Source organism: Streptomyces sp. NPDC001514, from assembly GCF_053597075.1.
Window position 1 is genome coordinate 1 of the sequence record NZ_JBSFHO010000046.1, and the last position, 16835, is coordinate 16835.

The 16835-nt window shown below is 72.8% G+C and carries 14 protein-coding genes; 6 read left to right on the plus strand and 8 right to left on the minus strand.

The genetic code is table 11. The annotated features are described in order from the left end of the window. Positions 1–633 precede the first annotated feature (633 nt). Positions 634–1113 (minus strand): MarR family winged helix-turn-helix transcriptional regulator, encoded by a 480-nt coding sequence (locus tag ACWCXB_RS33400; RefSeq protein ID WP_450727708.1) that lies wholly within the window; start codon positions 1111–1113, stop codon positions 634–636. 132 nt (positions 1114–1245) lie between these two features. On the opposite strand from ACWCXB_RS33400, the gene ACWCXB_RS33405 reads away from it, so the two are divergent. The 4 genes from ACWCXB_RS33405 to ACWCXB_RS33420 all read left to right on the plus strand — a co-directional run bounded on the left by ACWCXB_RS33405 (position 1246) and on the right by ACWCXB_RS33420 (position 5115). After that, a complete protein-coding gene (locus ACWCXB_RS33405) occupies positions 1246–2682 on the plus strand; it encodes an MFS transporter (RefSeq protein ID WP_450727710.1) in 1437 nt (478 codons plus the stop codon). 158 nt (positions 2683–2840) lie between these two features. Continuing rightward, positions 2841–3233: a ribonuclease domain-containing protein gene (locus ACWCXB_RS33410; protein ID WP_450727712.1), complete on the plus strand. Its 393-nt coding sequence runs from the start codon at positions 2841–2843 to the stop codon at positions 3231–3233. Positions 3234–3454: 221 nt separating this feature from the next. Continuing rightward, positions 3455–4552, plus strand: a complete 1098-nt coding sequence (gene tmpA / locus ACWCXB_RS33415; protein ID WP_450727714.1) for a 2-trimethylaminoethylphosphonate dioxygenase — start codon at positions 3455–3457, stop codon at positions 4550–4552. Then, entirely contained in the window at positions 4549–5115 is a 567-nt protein-coding gene (locus tag ACWCXB_RS33420; RefSeq protein WP_450727716.1) for a phosphonate degradation HD-domain oxygenase, read from the plus strand. Before tmpA ends, ACWCXB_RS33420 begins: the two co-directional genes overlap by 4 nt. A gap of 107 nt (positions 5116–5222) precedes the next feature. On the opposite strand, the gene ACWCXB_RS33425 is transcribed toward ACWCXB_RS33420, so the two are convergent. Further along, complete coding sequence (locus ACWCXB_RS33425; RefSeq protein ID WP_450727718.1) at positions 5223–7433, minus strand: S1 family peptidase; 2211 nt, start codon at positions 7431–7433, stop codon at positions 5223–5225. Between the two features lie 76 nt (positions 7434–7509). Next, a complete protein-coding gene (locus tag ACWCXB_RS33430) occupies positions 7510–8007 on the minus strand; it encodes a hypothetical protein (RefSeq protein WP_450727720.1) in 498 nt (165 codons plus the stop codon). Positions 8008–8406: 399 nt separating this feature from the next. On the opposite strand from ACWCXB_RS33430, the gene ACWCXB_RS33435 reads away from it, so the two are divergent. Then, positions 8407–11967 (plus strand): polymorphic toxin type 17 domain-containing protein, encoded by a 3561-nt coding sequence (locus tag ACWCXB_RS33435; RefSeq protein ID WP_450727722.1) that lies wholly within the window; start codon positions 8407–8409, stop codon positions 11965–11967. Next, positions 11967–12437 carry a hypothetical protein gene (locus ACWCXB_RS33440; RefSeq protein WP_450727724.1) on the plus strand — a complete coding sequence of 157 codons (471 nt, stop codon included), beginning with the start codon at positions 11967–11969 and terminating at the stop codon, positions 12435–12437. The genes ACWCXB_RS33435 and ACWCXB_RS33440 overlap by 1 nt, the downstream gene beginning before the upstream one ends. Positions 12438–12624: 187 nt before the next feature. Here ACWCXB_RS33440 and ACWCXB_RS33445 read toward each other — a convergent pair whose 3' ends face one another. The 5 genes from ACWCXB_RS33445 to ACWCXB_RS33465 are packed head-to-tail and all read right to left on the minus strand — an operon-like array spanning position 12625 to position 16834. After that, positions 12625–13380, minus strand: a complete 756-nt coding sequence (locus tag ACWCXB_RS33445; RefSeq protein WP_450727726.1) for a GntR family transcriptional regulator — start codon at positions 13378–13380, stop codon at positions 12625–12627. 25 nt (positions 13381–13405) lie between these two features. Beyond that, positions 13406–14050: an HAD family hydrolase gene (locus tag ACWCXB_RS33450; protein WP_450727728.1), complete on the minus strand. Its 645-nt coding sequence runs from the start codon at positions 14048–14050 to the stop codon at positions 13406–13408. After that, positions 14047–15123, minus strand: coding sequence for an ABC transporter ATP-binding protein (locus ACWCXB_RS33455; RefSeq protein WP_450727730.1), 1077 nt, complete (start codon positions 15121–15123; stop codon positions 14047–14049). The genes ACWCXB_RS33450 and ACWCXB_RS33455 overlap by 4 nt, the downstream gene beginning before the upstream one ends. After that, complete coding sequence (locus tag ACWCXB_RS33460; protein WP_450727732.1) at positions 15120–15944, minus strand: ABC transporter permease; 825 nt, start codon at positions 15942–15944, stop codon at positions 15120–15122. The genes ACWCXB_RS33455 and ACWCXB_RS33460 overlap by 4 nt, the downstream gene beginning before the upstream one ends. Beyond that, positions 15932–16834, minus strand: a complete 903-nt coding sequence (locus ACWCXB_RS33465) for an ABC transporter permease (protein ID WP_450727734.1) — start codon at positions 16832–16834, stop codon at positions 15932–15934. Before ACWCXB_RS33465 ends, ACWCXB_RS33460 begins: the two co-directional genes overlap by 13 nt. Position 16835 lies beyond the last annotated feature (1 nt).

The window sequence follows — 16835 nt, forward strand, 5'->3', positions numbered from 1 at the left end:
CGTGGTGTGGAGCCTAGACACCTCCACCACACCGGAGGTCTTCGCCATGATCAAGACCCAGCACTGTTAACAACGCTCGTGATCAATACAGCTAGTTCATGCGGGGGACTCCGTAACCCCGGGCATCAGGTCCCTCGGACCCGGGGCGCGTGCGGCTTCGCCCTGCGGCCGGCGGAGGACGTGCGCGGCCAGGTGTGTGTGCGGGCTTCACCGCGCAGTGCGCCCTTGGGTCCATGGTCGTGCTGCGCCCGCCCGGGGCGCGGCCCAGGCCGCCCGAGCAGGGCGGCGCGGCGGGTGCGAACGGGCATCGGCGCGCCGTGCGCCCTCAGCCGTTCAGCCACCCGCGGACAGCCGCATGACGTTCGGTCATAGGTGGGCAAGGCCCGGTTCGCCGGCAAGGAGGCGACCCGGGGGTGCCGCAGAACCATCGGCCGCAGGGCGTGGGCGCAATGGACGGCGGCGGCGGTCCGCCCGTTCGCCGGATCAACGGCGTCCGGGAGCTCCACCTCTGGCCCCGCTTCACGCCGGGCTCGCCGCTCCGGCCCCTCCGGCGCTCTCCTAGGCCCTCCGGCCTGCGCCGGAGGGCCGAAGTGTGGGCGATCCGCGCTCGCGCGAGCCGGGTTGTTCCCTCCGTCAGGGAAGCAGGCGCTTCGTGGCTGCGCGCTGACGGGCCGTCGCACCCGTCAGGAAGCGGGTCACGACCTCCAGCTCCTCGGTGGTGAACTCCTCGTAGAGTTCACCGACTTCACGTGCCCAGTCGTCGAAGAGCGGAGCCAGTTCCGCCAGTTTCTCCGGGCGGGACTCGACCAGCACCCGGCGCCTGTCCGTCGGGTGCTTCACCCTGCGGACGTAGCCCTTGGCCTCGAGGCGGTCGACCAGTCCGGTCACCGAAGCCGGGGCGAGGCCGGAACGCTCTGCGAGTTCCTTCGCGGTGAGGGCGCCATGGCGCTCGAGGAGGTCCAGGGTCTTGGTCTCGGTGGGGCCGAGGCCCTGCTTCGCCGCCACCGCCGTGTGGAAGGCCACCGACGCCGCGCTGGAGTCCCGGCCGGCGGCGGTCAGAGCGGCGATCGCCTTGGCCCGCCGCTCGCTGTCGTCGTCCTCGTGCCTGGTCATGGCCGCAGCCTAGCAAAATATTTCGTTCGGGCGAACGAAGGACTTGTGATCTCACCTGTCCGCGTGCAAGTCTTTCGTTAGTCCGAACGAAATAAATCTGAGGCATCGGCATCGACATCGACAGGAGTCGGGATGACCACGACAGAAGCAGCCACCGCCGCCGCGACCCCGGCGGCCCTCCATCCGCGCCGCTGGGCGGCAGCCGCCGTCATGATGGTGGCCGCGCTGATGGACCTCCTCGACGTGACCATCGTCAATGTGGCGATCCCGTCCATCGGCCGTGAGCTGGGCGCCTCCGAGAGTGCCCTGCAGTGGACGGTCTCCGCCTATCTGCTCGGCTTCGCGGCCGCGCTGATCGTCTCCGGACACCTCGGTGACCGCTACGGACGCAAGGCGCTCTTCCTCGCCGGCACCGCGGGCTTCGGCCTCGCGAGTCTCGCCTGCGGGATCGCCCAGAGCCCGGGACAGCTGATCGCCGCCCGCGCCGTGCAGGGCGTGATGGCCGCGGCGCTGATGCCGCAGGTGCTCGGCTCGTTCCGCACGCTCTTCCACGGAAAGGAACGTGGCGCCGCCTTCGGGATGTACGGAGCCGTCGCCGGCTTCGCCTCCGCGATCGGGCTGCTGCTGGGCGGACTGCTCACCGACGCCGACCTGTTCGGCTGGGGCTGGCGCTCGGTGTTCCTGGTGAACGTGCCGGTGGCCGTGGTCACGTTCATCGCCGGGGCCGTCCTCGTGCCGGCGACGAAGGAGCGCTCGGCGGGCCGCCCGGACGTGCTGGGCAGCCTGGTGCTGGCGGGCGGACTCGTCGCGATCGTCCTGCCGCTGGTACAGGGGCACGCCAACGGCTGGCCGGTCCGGGGCTGGTTCTGCCTCGCCGCCGGTGTCGTCACCGTCGCGGGAGTGGCCCTGTTCGAGGCGCGGCGCCGCGGTGCGACCGTACCGCTGCTGCCGGCCCGGGCCTTCCGGCTCCCCGCCTTCTCGATCGGCGTGACCGTCCAGTTGCTGTTCGCGATCGGCATGCAGGGCTTCTTCCTGGTCTTCGCGATCTGGCTGCAGGGCGGCGAGGGCTACACCCCCATGCAGGCGGGCCTCGTCACGGTCGCCTTCTCGATCGGTGGCTTCCTCACCGCACCGGCCGCCGACGCACTCGCCGTCAGGGTGGGCCGGCTGGTGCTGGTCGCCGGCTCGCTGATGATGGCGGGCGGCTTCGTCTGGGTCTGGTACGCGGTGACCCGTTCCGATGCCGGCCACACCGGGGCCTGGCCCCTGGTCCCCGGACTGCTCCTGGCGGGCGCGGGCCTCGGTTTCCTCGTCGTCCCGCTGGTCAACGTCGTGCTCTCCGCCGTTCCCGCCGACATCGCCGGCGGTGCCTCCGGAATCTTCTCCACGGCCCAGCAGTTCGGCGGCGCCCTCGGTGCGGCCGTGATCGGTACCGTCTTCTTCGAGCACGCGACGGGCGGCCTGACGGACGCGCTGTCGACGGCGATGCCGTGGGTGGTCGCGGCGTTCGTCCTCTGTGCCCTGCTCTGCCCGGCCCTGCCGCGCACCGCAGCCGTGCAGGACGCGTAGGCCCGTCGGCCGCCCGCCTGCAACCCGCCGACTCGGTTACCGCCCCGGGGCGTTCGCGCATCCGGGGCGTGACGGCCCGGTTGTGGAGGTGAATTACACGAAAACACCTCGCTTTTGACGTTGACACGTCAATGTCTACGCGCGTCATCATGGTTGCCATGCGAATCCCCCCACGGATCACCATGCTCGGCGGCGCGGCCGCCCTCGTCTCCGCCCTTCTCGTCGGCGGACCCGTAGCGGCCCCGGCGACCGCCGCCACCACCGCGGTCGGTGACATCTGCTACTCCGACCTGCCCTCCCAGGCGTACGACACCCTCGAACTCATCGAGAGCGGAGGCCCGTTCCCGTACCCCCAGGACGGGACCGTCTTCCAGAACCGGGAAGGCGTCCTCCCGACCCACTCGACCGGCTACTACCACGAGTACACCGTCAAGACCCCCGGCTCCTCCACGCGCGGGGCCCGTCGGATCGTCACCGGTCAGTCGTGGCAGGAGGACTACTACACGGCCGACCACTACCGGACGTTCGACCTCATCGACCACGGCTGCTGATCCACCATCAGCCGCCCTTCCCACCCACCCGTGCCGCCGGCCCTTCCCCCTCTGGCCGGCGGCACGGCTCTTTCCCCGGCCGGCTGCACGGCTCCTTCCCCGGCCTGCGGTGCCGGTCCTGCGCGCATCCTGTCGTCCACGTCGCCGTAACCGCGAGGTCATCCATCCCTGTCAGGCTTCCCGTCGTTCAGTAGTTGTCTGTACAACTCGGAGCCCCGTTCATGTCCTCCCTCGCGTCCGCACCGCCACTCTGGCTGCGCGACAACTGCCCCTGCCCGCACTGCAGGGACCCACGCAACGGCCAGAAGCTGTTCCAGATCACCGAGCTGCCCGCCGGTCTCGCCGTCGACAGCGTCCAGGACGCCACGACCGCGGACGGAGCCCCCGCCCGCGAGGTCGTCTGGGCCCCCGACGGACACCGCTCCGTCTACGCCGAGACCTGGCTCGGCACCCACCTCCCCGGCGCCTCCGCCGCCCCGGGCGACGGCCGCACCGAGGACGACAAGGAGCTGTGGGACGCCACCGGCCTGGAGGGACGGCTCCCCGAGGCCGACTGGACCGCCTACACCACCGATCCGGCAGTCAGGGCCGGCGCCCTCCGGAGCGTGCTGCGCCTCGGCTTCGTCCTGCTGCGCGGCGTCCCCGTCCGCGACCGCCAGGTCCTCGACGTGGCGCGGAGCTTCGGGTACGTACGCGAGACGAACTACGGCGAGCTCTTCGAGGTACGCGTCGCGGCCGACCCCAACAACCTCGCCTTCACCGGCACCCGCATCACCCCGCACACGGACAACCCGTACCGCGACCCGGTGCCGACCCTCCAGCTGCTGCACTGCCTCACCAACGCGGCCCAGGGCGGCGACTCCGGACTCGTCGACGGCTTCCACGCGGCGGCCCTGCTGCGGGCCGAGGACCCGGAGGCGTACGACGTCCTCACCCGCGTCCCGGTCCCGTTCGCCTTCGCCGACGAGCGCACCGAGCTGCGCGCCCACCGGCCGCTGATCGGCACCGACCCGGCCGGCCGGATCCGCGAGATCCGCTTCAACAACCGCTCCACCGGCACCCTGCACCAGCCGGCCGATGTGCTCGACGCCTTCTACGCGGCGTACCGGCGCTTCGCCGAGCTGCTCCTGCGAAGCGAGCTCCAGCTCGAATTCCGGCTCACTCCCGGCGACTGCCTGATCTTCGACAACACCCGCCTGCTGCACGCCCGTACGGCCTTCGCCGAGTCCGGCGACCGCCACCTCCAGGGCGCGTACGCCGACATCGACGGGCTCGCCTCCACGCTGGCGGTCCTGCGCCGAGAGGAGACCGTGAAGTGAACCCCCTCGACACCCTCGCCGAGCTCTTCGAGGGCGAAGGAGGCGCCGAGTACTTCGGTGAGGCCGTCACCCAGGCCGAGCACATGCTCCAGGCCGGCGCCCTCGCCGAGGCCGCCGGAGCCCCGCCGCACCTGATCGCCGCCGCACTGCTGCACGACGTCGGCCACTTCCAGGGCGCCGTCACCGGCCGCGACCTGATGGAGCACGGCACCGACAACCGGCACAGCCACACCGGCGCCGACTGGCTCGACCAGTGGTTCGGGCCCGAAGTGACCGAGCCTGTACGGTTGCACGTCGCCGCCAAGCGGTATCTGTGCGCCGTCGAGCCCGGCTACTTCGATCTGCTCTCCGAGGCCTCCGTGCACACCCTCCAGGTCCAGGGCGGCCCCATGACCGACGAGCAGGTACGCGCCTTCGAGGCGCACCCGGGGGCGCGTGACGCCGTTGCCGTCCGGCGCTGGGACGAGCAGGCGAAGGACCCGGAGATGGCGACGCCGGGCTTTGCGCACTTCCGGCCGCTGCTGGAGGGGCTGCTGCGCTCGGAGGCCGCGTCGACGGGCTGATGTGCCGTCGCCGGACAGAAGTGAGCCTCGGGAGGAGATTCCTCCCGGGGCTCACCCCGGTATCAGGTGTGTCCGGTCAGGACCGGTCAGGACCGGTCAGGACCGGATCAGCCGAAGGCCCGGCCGAACGCGCCACCCGCAGCAGGCAGACCGTTCTGGCCCGGCTTGTGGGTCGTCGCCGTGCCGACCGTGCCCGTACGGCCGCCGGTCGCGTTGCTCCACGGCAGCGCGTACGCGGCGCCGTACGGCGAGGCGTTGGGCACGCCGACGTAGAGGCTGGTGGCGGTGGCGCCGAGGCCGGCGCCGATTGCGTGGCCCGCCGTCGGGGTGCCGCCGAGGCCGGAGGCGTCGCCTGCCTGGATCCAGTGGTCGTTGTCACCCGGCGCACCGAACGGGTAGAAGGTCTGCACCGCGCCCGCGTCCGCGGCGGTGCCGACGTCCTCACCCGGTATGCCGACCGCGAGCACCAGGTTCGTGGCCGCGCCGACCGCGCGCGGTGCGAGGTTCGCGAGGGTGACCTTGGAGCCGAACTTGTCGCCGGTCTCGGCGCCGCCGGCCACACCGTCGACCTCCTGCTGGATGTTGGCCGCCTGCGTGACCGCACCGGCCGCGGTGACCCGGAAGGTCTGCACGGCGCCCGCCTGGGTCTTGCTGGTGGTGCCGACCGTCAGAGCCTCACCGGGGGAGCCCACGGCGATGACCGTGTCGGTCGCGGTCGCCGCGCCGGAGGGACGGTACGCGGTGGCCGCGACCGACGCGCCGAACTGGTCGCCCGCCTCGGCCGCGCCGGACACGAAGTCGTCGTCCTGGTTGAAGGCCAGCACAGGGGCAGGGACGTTGTCGGAGTTCAGGTCGTGCTTGACGATCTGCACACCACCCGCGCCCGCGAGGGTACCGATGGCCTCGCCCGGCGAGCCGATGACCACGTGGTTCGCGGAGCCGGCGACGGAGGAGCCGAACTTGTCGTTCGCCTCCGGGTCGCCCGCCATTCCGGGCTTGTCCTGGTTGGTGGCGACGTTGATGCTGCCGCGCAGGTAGTGCGCACTGCCCGCGTCTGTGACGGTGCCCAGGTCCTCGCCGGGCACGCCGATCACCAGGTAGGGCTCACCGGTGGCGGTGTGGCCGGCCGCGACGGCGTGGCCGAAGCGGTCGCCGGCCTCGGGGGCCGACGCCTTGATGGCGCCCGCGCCGGTGCCCTGGACGAGGTCCAGGGCCGCCTTGCCGGTGGCGAGGCCGCCCGGGGCGCCGTAGATGATCTGGACGGAACCGGCGTCGGTCTTGGTGTCGATGTCCTCGGCCGGCACACCCACGACGAGGTCGGTGCAGCCGTCCTCGTCGTGGTCGAACGTGGCCAGGCTCTCGCCGTACCAGTCGCCGGCCTCGGCGCCGCCCGGGACGGCGGCGAGGTCCTGGTTGAGCTCGTTGGTGCCCTTGCCGCCGCCGTAGACGACCCGGACGACACCGGCGTTGGCGTCTCCGCCGACGGTCGCCTTCGGGTCGCCGACGGCGATGTCCTCGGCACCGTCGCAGTTGAAGTCGGTGAAGCGAGGAGCGGCGATCTTGGCGTCGACCCAGCTGCGCAGGCCGTCGACGCGAGCGGCGACCGCGCCGGTCCGGGTCTCGGCCGGATCGACGCCGAAGCAACCGCCCTGCCACGAGCGGCTGTTGACTGCGACGAGCTCGGCCTGGCCGTTCGTCACGCGCAGGGCCGGGCCGCCGGTGTCACCCATGCAGACGCCCGCGCCGTCCTTGCCGGTGATGCCGGCCTCGTTGTCGCTCACCGAGTCGACGGTGAAGGCGCCGCCGTGCAGACGCAGCGGCGCCCACTCGGTCTTGGTGCGACCGTAGCCGGCGACCTTCAGCTCTTCGCCGGCGGCGGCCGGGGTGGCGCCGAGGGCGACGGGCGCGATGGTGGTGACCGGCCGGTTGAGCCGGGCGAGGACCACGTCACGGGAGGGGTGGGCGACGACCTCCACGACGTTGCGCACCACACCGGCCGTGGTGGTGAGGTCGGTGCGGCCGATGGTGGCGGTGGTCCTGAGCTTCGGCGCGCCCGCGGGGACGGCGAGGCTCGCGGCCGGGTTGTCGGCGAAGCAGCTGGCGGCGGTGAGCAGCCATTCCCGGTCGACCAGCGCGCCGGAGCAGGCTCTTTGGCCGTTGCCGATGTCCAGTCTTGCGGTGAACGCGAGGGAGTTCTCGGCCTCCGGGGTCCCGGTGACGGCGTGGGCGGCCGTGCCGGTCAGTGCCAGCGGCGCGGAGACGAGGACCGCGCTCAGCGCGGCGAGCCCGGTGGAGCGGGCGGGGTGTGGACGATGCATGAACCGTTTCCTTGAAGCGGGACTCGGAGCCGGGCGGTGGGGACCGGCCGGTTCCCGAATCGGTCGGGGCGGAGCGCTACTTGGTGGCGATGATCTCGACGAGCATGTGCTCGCGCCCGTCGGGATCGGCGCTCTCGCCGACCGGGGTCCAGGTGTTCTTCGCCACGTCGAAGGACTTCTCCTCGTCCGCGACGGTCATGTTGACCTCGGTGGTGTACTCGTTGCCCTTGATGCCGTAGACGGAGGGCAGCTCCAGGCTCAGATAGCCGCTGTTGCCGGTGAACCGGAAGCAGACCTTGTCCTTGCTGCGCGCCCACACTTCGAGCAGGCCCGGCTCGCTGTCGCACGTGGCGAGGACGATGTGGCCGTCACCGCGCTTGAGGAGGAATCCCCGCTCGGCAAGGATCTTGTCCGCCTGCGGGTAGTTGAAGTCCTCCACCGCGTAGCCGGGAGCTTCGTCCGCGACCGCGACGGCGTTCGGCACGTCCGCGGCGCCGGTCGCGCCGGTCGTCCAGGCGAGCGCGGCGGCACCGGCCACCGCGCCCGCGACCAGCAGACGGGAAATCAACCTCATAGGGGTCTCGTTTCGTGTTCTTCGTGGCATGAGAAAGGCGCATGGGTGAGCTCCCATGCGCGTGAGTAACCGGCAGGGCCGGCACGTCTTGGGGCCGAGCGGCGAAGGCTGCGGAGTAGCTTCGGCTCTTTCGGTAATGGTGCGTCAGCTCCCCCCGTTGCGACGCCACTTGCCGACCTGATGATCGGTTGCCCTTGATCATTGTTACCATCCCCCGTGACCCGCACAAGTGTTCACTGGAGAGCGGCGGGGGTCATGGGGGGACGGGGGGCCGTGCACAACGGGTGCGGGTCACGCATCCGCGTACTGGCGGAAACCGGCGTGCAGTCGCCTTTCTCCCCGACGGGACACCTTGGACGTGCCTGCCGATTCGACCCCCGCGGAGAAGAGGCAAGCGGCATGGAAAGAACCAGAAAGCCGCGGAGACGGCTGCACCGCCCGGCATTCACGACGGGCATGGCATTCGCCATGGCCGTGACCATGTTCGGTACGACGGCCACCGACGCCCGCGCGGTCGAGGGCGCCGGGACGGACACGACCGCCCTCAGCGCCCGCGCCCAGGTGGTCCAGGCGTGGCGCTCGGGTGGCTCGGCCACCCGGCTCGCCGCCGAGCAGGCGCTCGTCGGCGCCGACACCGACATCCAGGAGTTCCTGGACACCGCGCGGCAGGTCGCCGCCCAGGAGGACGACCGGCTGACCGTGCTGCGGCTGCTGAACTCCAGCGGCCCCGGCGTACGGCAGGCGGCCCAGCAGGCCCTGAGCGGAACACCCGAGGAGCTGCACGCGTTCCTCCAGTCGGGTGTGCCCGGCCCCCTCGCCGACGACCTCCGCGCAGAGGTGCTGAGGGTCATCAACGAGGGCGACCGCGCGGTGCGCGACGCCGGTCAGCGCGCCCTGGACGCGGGCACGCCCGAGGCCCTGGGCGCCTTCCTCAGCACCGGTCGGCACACCGCCCGCGAGGAGGACGACCGCGTCGCGACCTTCAAGATCATGTCCTTGGGCGGTCCACGCGTGCAGCAGGCCGCCCAGGAGGCCCTCGCCGGCACCCCCGACGACATCCGTGAGTTCCTGGCCAACGGGCAGTACGCCGCTCGCGCCCGGGACCAGGAGGTCATGACGGTCTCCCAGCTCGCCGCCCAGGCCGCCCAGGCCGGCAGGCAGGCCCAGCGCGAGACCGAGCTCGCCAAGACCGCATCCGGCAAGGCCAAGGCCGCCGCCCAGGAGGCCAAGGAGGCCGCCGAGCGCGCCGCCGCTGAAACGGCCGCGGCCCAGAACGACGCCAACAAGGCCAGCCGCGCCGCGAGCCGCGCCGCCGACGCCGCGCTCGGCGCGGCCGACGCCGCCCGCACCGCCATTAGCGCCGCCAACACGGCCACCGCCGCAGCCCGTACCGCTGCCAACGCGGCCGCCGCCGCCGCTTCTGCCGCCGCCGCCGCAGGCCAGGCGGCGTCCCGCGCCTACCAGTCGGCGAGTGCCGCCGTGAAGGACGCGGGCCAGGCCGCGGCCGCCCGCCAGGCCGCAGTCGACGCCCGGAAGGCCGCCGTCGGCGCCCGCACCGCCGCCGACGCCGTACTCAAGGCGGTCACGGCCATCGGCGAGGCGGTCAACTCGGCCCGCGCCGCGGCCAGCGCCGGAGCCAATGCGGCAGCCGCCGCGGAGGCCGCCGCCGAAGCCGGCAGGCACTCGGCGACCGCCGGGGCCCAGGCAGCCCGCGCCAGTGCCGCCGCTGCCGAGGCCCGCAGCGCCGCCGCCCTCGCCAACAGCGCCGCCAACACGGCGGAGTCCCTCGCCAACCGCGCCGCCACCGCCGCCCAGGAGGCCCACAAGGCCGCCACCAGCGCCGCCGAGCACGCCGAAGCAGCCGCCAAGGCCGCCGACGACGCGGCGGCCGCCGCCGGGGACGCCGCGAACTGGGCCACGAAGGCCACCGCGCACGCCAACGCCGCCCTCGCGGCCTCGAAGGCGGCGACGACGGCGGCGCTCCAGGCGCACACCACCGAGCAGCTCGCCCGTGAGGCCGAGACCGCTGAGCTGGCAGCGGACAAGAGCCGTTCCGTGCAGATCGCGACAGAGCTCAAGCACAAGTACGAGACCGAGCGGGCCGCACTGGCCTGGGACGAGGCCGAGGCCGCCCGCCGCGCCGCGGAGACCACCACGCTCCTCACCGAGGCCACCGCGCCCGGCACCGAGCCGGCCACCGCCGTCGCCAAGGGCCGCAAGGCCGCGCTCAACCTGGCCGCCGACGGCGGCCCGTGGACCGAGAAGGCCGCCGAGGACGCCCTCGCCGGCACCGACGAAGACGTCATCCACTGGCTGAAGGAAGGCCGGCAGAAGGCGGAGGAGCAGGACGACCGGGCGCGCGTCACCAACCTCGCGCAGACCGGCGGAGCCGGCATGAAGGCCGCCGCCGAGGCCGCCCTGGCGGGCGACCACGCCCAGGTCAAGGCGTTTCTCGACAGCGGCCAGCACACCGTCCTGGCCGACGAGTACCGCATCAGGACCCTGGAGATCATCGAGGCCGGCGGTCCTGCGGTGAAGCGGGACGGCAGCGCAGCGATCGACGCCGGCACCACGGACGCCCTGCGTGCCTTCATCAAGACCGGCCAGCACAAGGCCCGGGAGGAGGACGACCGCGCGGAGACCCTGCGCATCATGAACGTCGGCGGCGCCCACACCAAGGCCGCCGCGGAGGTCGCCCTCGCCGGACCGCCCACCCTGCTGCGTGCCTTCGTCCAGGTCGCCCAGTACAAGGCGGCCAAGAAGGACTACGACACGGCGATGCACGTCGCCGAGGTCCGCCGTCTGGTCGCCAACGCCGCGAAGTCGGCCTACGAGGCGGACAAGATGGCCGCCGAAGCCGCCAAGGCAGCCGCCGAGGCCCGGGGCGCCGCCGCCGAGGCCGCGGACTATGCCGAGCAGGCCCACGACTCCGCGGCCAAGGCCGAGGGCTACGCGACCGACGCGGCGAATTCCGCCAAGCAGGCCGACGCCTCCGCCACCCAGGCCGCCGAGTCCGCCAGCCGCGCGCGGGCTGCCGCGAACACCGCGAACCAGGCAGCCGACGCGGCCAGCGCCTCGGCGCGCCAGGCCGCCTCGTCGGCGGTCAGCGCCGCCACGTCGGCCGACTTCGCCTACGAGCAGGCCGACATCGCCAGCGCCGCGGCCATCGCGGCGGGCAAGGACGCGGCGGAGGCCACCCTCGCGGGCTTCCAGGCCGTCATCGCCGCCATCGTCAAGATCGCCGAGGAGTCCGAGCAGCACTCCGGCACCGAGATCGGCTCGGGGGAGCAGGACTACCCCGACACGGGCGAGGACCTCGAGGGCGAGGGCGGTCTGTCCGACGCGGACACGGCGCAGCTGGTCCTCGACGTCGCGGGCATCTTCGACCCGACACCGGCCAGCGACGGCGCCTCCGGTCTGATGAGCCTCTTCCGGGGCGACTTCACGGGCGCCGGTCTCTCGCTCGCCGCGCTCATCCCGTATGCGGGTGACGCCCTGGCCAAGCCGGCGAAGTTCGCCAAGTACCTGGAGAAGTTCGACAACCTAGCCAAGTACGCCACCGACCTGAAGTGGGCGGAGAACGCCGGCAAGAGCATGCGCCATCTGTCGCCCAACCAGTGGCACGACGCGCTCACCATGATGAACAAGCTGGCGGGTGACGCGGGCAAGGCGTACAAGAACAAGAAATACCTGGCCACGGCGAAGAAGTTCGACCTGCCCACGGACGGCCCGGTGCCCTTCGTGCCGCGGAAGGACTGGAACCCGGGCAGCCCCCAGGTGCGCGGCGGAGGCTTCCCGGACAAGTACGGCAACATCTGGACCCGGGCCAAGGACGGCAAGGACGAGTGGGACGTCCAGATCCCGAAGGGCAAGAACTTCGAGAGGTTCGCCGGCAGCAAGAACCAGGGCAAGGACTACTCTCACGCCAACATCTCGAAGGAAGGCTATGTGACCCACTGATGCTGTTCGAACCGACCGATGTCGTCGTCCGGATCGCACTGAACACCCCGGACACGGACACCGCCGGCGCCGCCATGGCCGCATGCCTGCCGCTCGTGACCGAACTGGCTCCGGTAGCCGTCGAGTTCGAGGCCGCGGACCCGGCCGGGCTGCGTCGGGGATTCCTCGCGGAGCTGCTGCTGGTGCTGCCCGCAGCGGAGGCGGCCGACCCCGAGCAGACGCTGCGGGCCTCGACCCTCCCGCTGATCCGGCGGCTGGGCATGGACCCCGAGGGGTTCACGGTCGACGACGAGTCGTCCGGCACATCGGGCGATGTGCACGCGCCGCGTGACGTCTGGGAGCGAGGTGCCACGGCCTGTGGTGCGTACTCGCTGTACGCCAGGCTCGGGGCCGACCCCTTCGACATCGGTGACGTCGATGACGTCGAGGGTGACGAGGACGACGAGGACGTCGAGCACGACGGCCTGTGACGGGTGGGCGCGGGCCCTGTGCCCGTCGCCCGACCACGACACCACGCGCCCCGGCCGCCACCCGGCGGCCGGGGCGCGTGACTGGCGGACCGACAGTGCCACGGACGCCCGGCTCGTCCAGTCGTCCGGCGGCCGGGCATCCCACACCGACACTGCTGCGGGACGGGGGGGTCCCCCCACCGCGGGGTCAGCGGCTGAGCCTGCGCCCCAGCGCGCTCGTCGCCGTCGAGCTCTGCATCGTGAACGCGACCGTCCCCGGCAGATACCGGTCCTGGGACCACTCCACCGGCGAGCCCGCCGGATCCGTCGAGTGCCGGCGCTCCCGCAGCAGCGACTCCCCGGCCCGGCACCCCAGCAGCTTCGCGTCGTCCTCGTTCGCCGGCACGAGGTCGATCGTGTGCCGGGCGTCCGCGAACAGCACGCCGTGCAGCGCGAGTGCGGCCGAGTGCGAGACGGTGTCCAGGGGCATCGCCGCCACCAGCTCCCCGATCCGCTCCGGATATGTCGTCCGCTCCACCATCACCGGCGCGTCCGAGAGCGTACGAAGTCGCCGCACCCGGTACACGATCGAGCCCTCCGGAAGCCGCAGCTGCTCCGCCTCCTCCTCGCTCGCGACCACCCGGTCGAGCGCCACCACACGGCCTCCCGGCTCCTCGCCCAGCGACCGCGCCCAGCGGGTGAACGACCGCAGCTCACCGAAGCTGTGCAGCCGCGGCTCGCCCAGCACCACCCGCCGCGTGCCGCGCCGCGACGTGATCAGCCCGTCGGTGCGCAGCGCCGCGAGCGCCTGGCGGACCGTACCCCTGGACACGCCGTAACGGCGGGCGAGTTCGTCCTCCGCGGGCAGCTTGGCGCCGGAGCCGTACTCGCCTGCCGTGATGGCGGTACGCAGATCGGCGGCGACCTTCAGATACAGCGGCGTCCTGTCCCGTCCCTCGCTCACGCGCACACCCTGTCATCTTCCTGTGTCATCGGACCAGCGAGCTCAGCAGCTCGGGATCCACCTCGTCCAACGAACCCGCCAGCGTCACCCCGTCGGCCTCGGCGAGGGGTTCGGTCGAGGGCACCGCCAGCACCCGGCAGCCCGCGGCGACCGCGGACGCCACGCCGGCCGGGCTGTCCTCGACCGCGACGCACTGCGCCGGATCGGCCCCGAGCGCCGCGGCCGCCGCCAGATACGGATCGGGCTCCGGCTTCGTCCGTACGGTGTCCTCGGCGCCGAACAGCGCGTCGAAGCGGTGCCCGTCCAGCGTCCCCGCGACCTGCTCGACGACCGCCCGCGGCGACGCCGACACCAGCGCCGTCGGTACTTTCCGGGCGCGCAGCGCGGCGAGGAGCCGCAGCGCGCCCGGACGAGGCACGGCGGCCGCCGCGAGGCGGGACGCGAAGTCCGCGCCGAGCTCCGCGGCGAGTTCCCCCTCCGGTGCCTCCAGCCAGCCGTGCAGCATCGCCGCGGTGTCCCCGACCGAGCGGCCGGTCACGGCCGAACGCCGCTCGGCGTCCAGGGTGCTGCCGCGGCGGACCGCCGCGGCCTCCACGACGTCCAGCCAGACCCGTTCGGTGTCGACCAGGGTGCCGTCCATGTCGAACAGCACTCCACGCAGTGCGGTCACTCGGGGCCGCCACGGGTGACCAGGACGGGCCGCTCCTGCGGGCGTACGGACACGGCCGCGCCCGGCGTGAGCTCCGCGGCCGCGTGCGTCGCCACGTCCGCCTTGACGGACGTACCGTCGGGGAGCGTGACCCGGACGCGGGTGGTGGGGCCGTGGAAGGCGCTGCCCGTGACCCTGGCCGTGCCGGACGCGTCCACGACGACGTCCAGGGCCTCGGGCCGGATCAGGGCGTGCACCGGGCGGCCGGGCGCGGGCGCGTCGCCCTCGACGGGCAGCCGTACCCCCAGCACCTCCACCAGTCCGCCGTCGGCGGCACGCCCCGGCACCCGGTTCATGGTGCCGATGAACTCGGCGACGAAGTCCGTCGCGGGACGGGCGTACAACTCGGTGGGCGCGGCGCACTGTTCGAGCCTGCCCTTGTTCATCACCGCGACCCGGTCGGCCATCGACAGGGCCTCCTCCTGGTCGTGCGTGACGAACACGGTGGTGATGCCCAGCTCCAGCTGGAGCCGGCGGATCTCCTCCCGCAGGGTCACCCGCACCTGCGCGTCGAGCGCCGACAGCGGCTCGTCGAGCAGCAGCAGCCGGGGCCGCAGCGCCAGCGCACGGGCCAGCGCGACCCGCTGCTGCTGACCGCCGGACAGCTGGTGCGGGAAGCGGCCGCCGTGACCGGGGAGTCCGACGAGCTCCAGCAGCTCGGCGGCGCGCGCCCGACGCTCGGCGCCCCCGACCTTGCGCATGCGCAGGCCGAAGGCGACGTTGTCGGCGGCCGTGAGGTGCGGGAAGAGGCTGTACGACTGGAACACCATCGCCGTGTCACGGCGGTTGGCGGGCACGGGCACGAGGTCCTCGCCGTCCAGCAGCGCCCGGCCCTCGTCGGGCTGCTCGAAGCCGGCCAGCACCCGCAGCGCGGTGGTCTTGCCGCAGCCGGAGGGGCCGAGCAGGGCGAGCAGCTCGCCGGGGGCGACGTCCAGGTCGAGGCCGTCGAGCGCGACGGTGGCGCCGAACGCCCGGCGCAGCCCGCGCAGTTGCAGCGCCGCGCCGGTGCGGGCGGGCGCGTCGAGGAGGGTCATCGGGAGGTCTTTCCTTCGGAGGTACGGGACGGGCCGCGGCGATTGCCGAGCGTGGTCAGCGCCAGCAGCAGCACCCAGGTCAGCAGCAGGCTCAGCAGCGACACGGCCACCGACAGCCGGGCGTCCGAGCCCGAGGCCTGCACGATCCAGACCGCGAACGGCTGGAAGCCGAGCAGCGAGGCGACGGTGAACTCGCCAAGGACCAGGGCGAGCGTGAGGAACGAACCGTTCAGCAGCGCGCCCCGCAGATTGGGCAGCACGGCCGAGACGAGCGCCCGCGGCCAGGACGCCCCGCAGTCGCGCGCGGCCTCCACCAGCGTGCGCACATCGATCGAGCGCAGCCCCGCGTCCAGCGCCCGGTACACGAACGGCAGCGCCATCACGGCGTACGCGAGGACGAGGACGAACGGGAAGTCCGGGTTCTGCACGGCCACGAACGTCCGGTACAGCGGCGTCGTGGACAGTTTCTCCGGGCCCCAGCGCAGCACGGTCCCGAGCCCTGCGGTCAGCGCCACGGGCGGCACCACCAGCGGCAGAGTGCACACCACTTCGAGCACGGGGCGCAGCCGCGGAGCCCCGAGCCGGGCCGCGACCGCCGCGGGCACCGTGACCAGCAGCACGAGCGCCACGGTCGCCACGGCCAGCCCGAGGGAGAGCAGCAGACTGCCGGTGAAGCCGGGCGCGACGACGATCCGTGTGTACGAGGACAGCGTCAGCCCCTGTCCGGGGACGTCCAGCGTGAACACGGCGGAGGCGACGAGCGGCACCAGGAAGTACACCCCGGCCACCAGCAGCACGGCCGAGCGGGTCAGGCGAGCCATCGGGTGCTCCTTCGCTGCAGCGGCAGATGAACGGCCATCACCAGCGCGGCGACCAGCACCATGTCGAGGCTGAGCGCGAGGGCGACGTTCTCCTGGCCGACCAGGACGTTGCCGGAGAGCGCGTCGGCGATCTGGAGGGTGACGAGCGGCACCGAACTGCCGACCATCGCCGCGGCGGTCGCATACGCCGCGAAGGCGCTGCCGAAGAGCAGCACGAACCCGCCGAGCAGTGTGGGCAGCAGCACCGGGATGCCGACGTGCCGCCAGTACTGCCAGGTGGAGGCGCCGCAGTCACGGGCCGCCTCGCGCCACTGGACGCGCAGTCCGTCGAGCGCGGGCGCGACGGTCAGCACCATCAGCGGCACCAGGAAGTACAGGTACGTCAGCGCCAGTCCCCAGAAGCTGTAGAGCGACCAGCCGTGCTCGCCGAGGCCGAGCCGGGTGGTGAGGACGCCCGCGTTGCCGAGGGTGGCGACGAATGCGAACGCGAGCGGTACGCCTCCGAAGTTGGCGAGCACACCCGAGGCGGTGAGCACGGCCTCGCGCAGCGCGCGGCCTTTCGAGGTCACCACCGCCTGGGCGAGCAGCAGCCCGAAGAGCGTGCCCGCAGCCGCGGTGAGCGCGGACAGCTCGACGCTGCCGAGCAGTGCGGTGCGGTAGGCGCCGTCGACGGAACGGCTCAGATTGCCGAGGCCGTACGAGTCGTCGATGGTGAACGCGCCGTCGGCCATGGCCAGGGCGGGCAGCCCGAAGGCGACGGCGACGACGAGGAACAGCGGCAGCGCGGACAGCCAGGCCCAGGAGCGGCGTCTGCGCACGGGCCCCGCGCCCGCGCCGGCGGCCGGCGTGGTGCCGGCCGAGGCACGGGCGGGGGAGTCGAGCAGAGTCATC

Bases quoted from the DNA above. Each gene is read 5' to 3' on its own strand.
- ACWCXB_RS33400 (WP_450727708.1), bottom strand. From the start codon at position 1,113: ATGACCAGGCACGAGGACGACGACAGCGAGCGGCGGGCCAAGGCGATC.
- ACWCXB_RS33405 (WP_450727710.1), top strand. From the start codon at position 1,246: ATGACCACGACAGAAGCAGCCACCGCCGCCGCGACCCCGGCGGCCCTC.
- ACWCXB_RS33410 (WP_450727712.1), top strand. From the start codon at position 2,841: ATGCGAATCCCCCCACGGATCACCATGCTCGGCGGCGCGGCCGCCCTC.
- tmpA (WP_450727714.1), top strand. From the start codon at position 3,455: ATGTCCTCCCTCGCGTCCGCACCGCCACTCTGGCTGCGCGACAACTGC.
- ACWCXB_RS33425 (WP_450727718.1), bottom strand. From the start codon at position 7,433: ATGCATCGTCCACACCCCGCCCGCTCCACCGGGCTCGCCGCGCTGAGC.
- ACWCXB_RS33430 (WP_450727720.1), bottom strand. From the start codon at position 8,007: ATGAGGTTGATTTCCCGTCTGCTGGTCGCGGGCGCGGTGGCCGGTGCC.
- ACWCXB_RS33435 (WP_450727722.1), top strand. From the start codon at position 8,407: ATGGAAAGAACCAGAAAGCCGCGGAGACGGCTGCACCGCCCGGCATTC.
- ACWCXB_RS33440 (WP_450727724.1), top strand. From the start codon at position 11,967: ATGCTGTTCGAACCGACCGATGTCGTCGTCCGGATCGCACTGAACACC.
- ACWCXB_RS33455 (WP_450727730.1), bottom strand. From the start codon at position 15,123: ATGACCCTCCTCGACGCGCCCGCCCGCACCGGCGCGGCGCTGCAACTG.
- ACWCXB_RS33460 (WP_450727732.1), bottom strand. From the start codon at position 15,944: ATGGCTCGCCTGACCCGCTCGGCCGTGCTGCTGGTGGCCGGGGTGTAC.
- ACWCXB_RS33465 (WP_450727734.1), bottom strand. From the start codon at position 16,834: ATGACTCTGCTCGACTCCCCCGCCCGTGCCTCGGCCGGCACCACGCCG.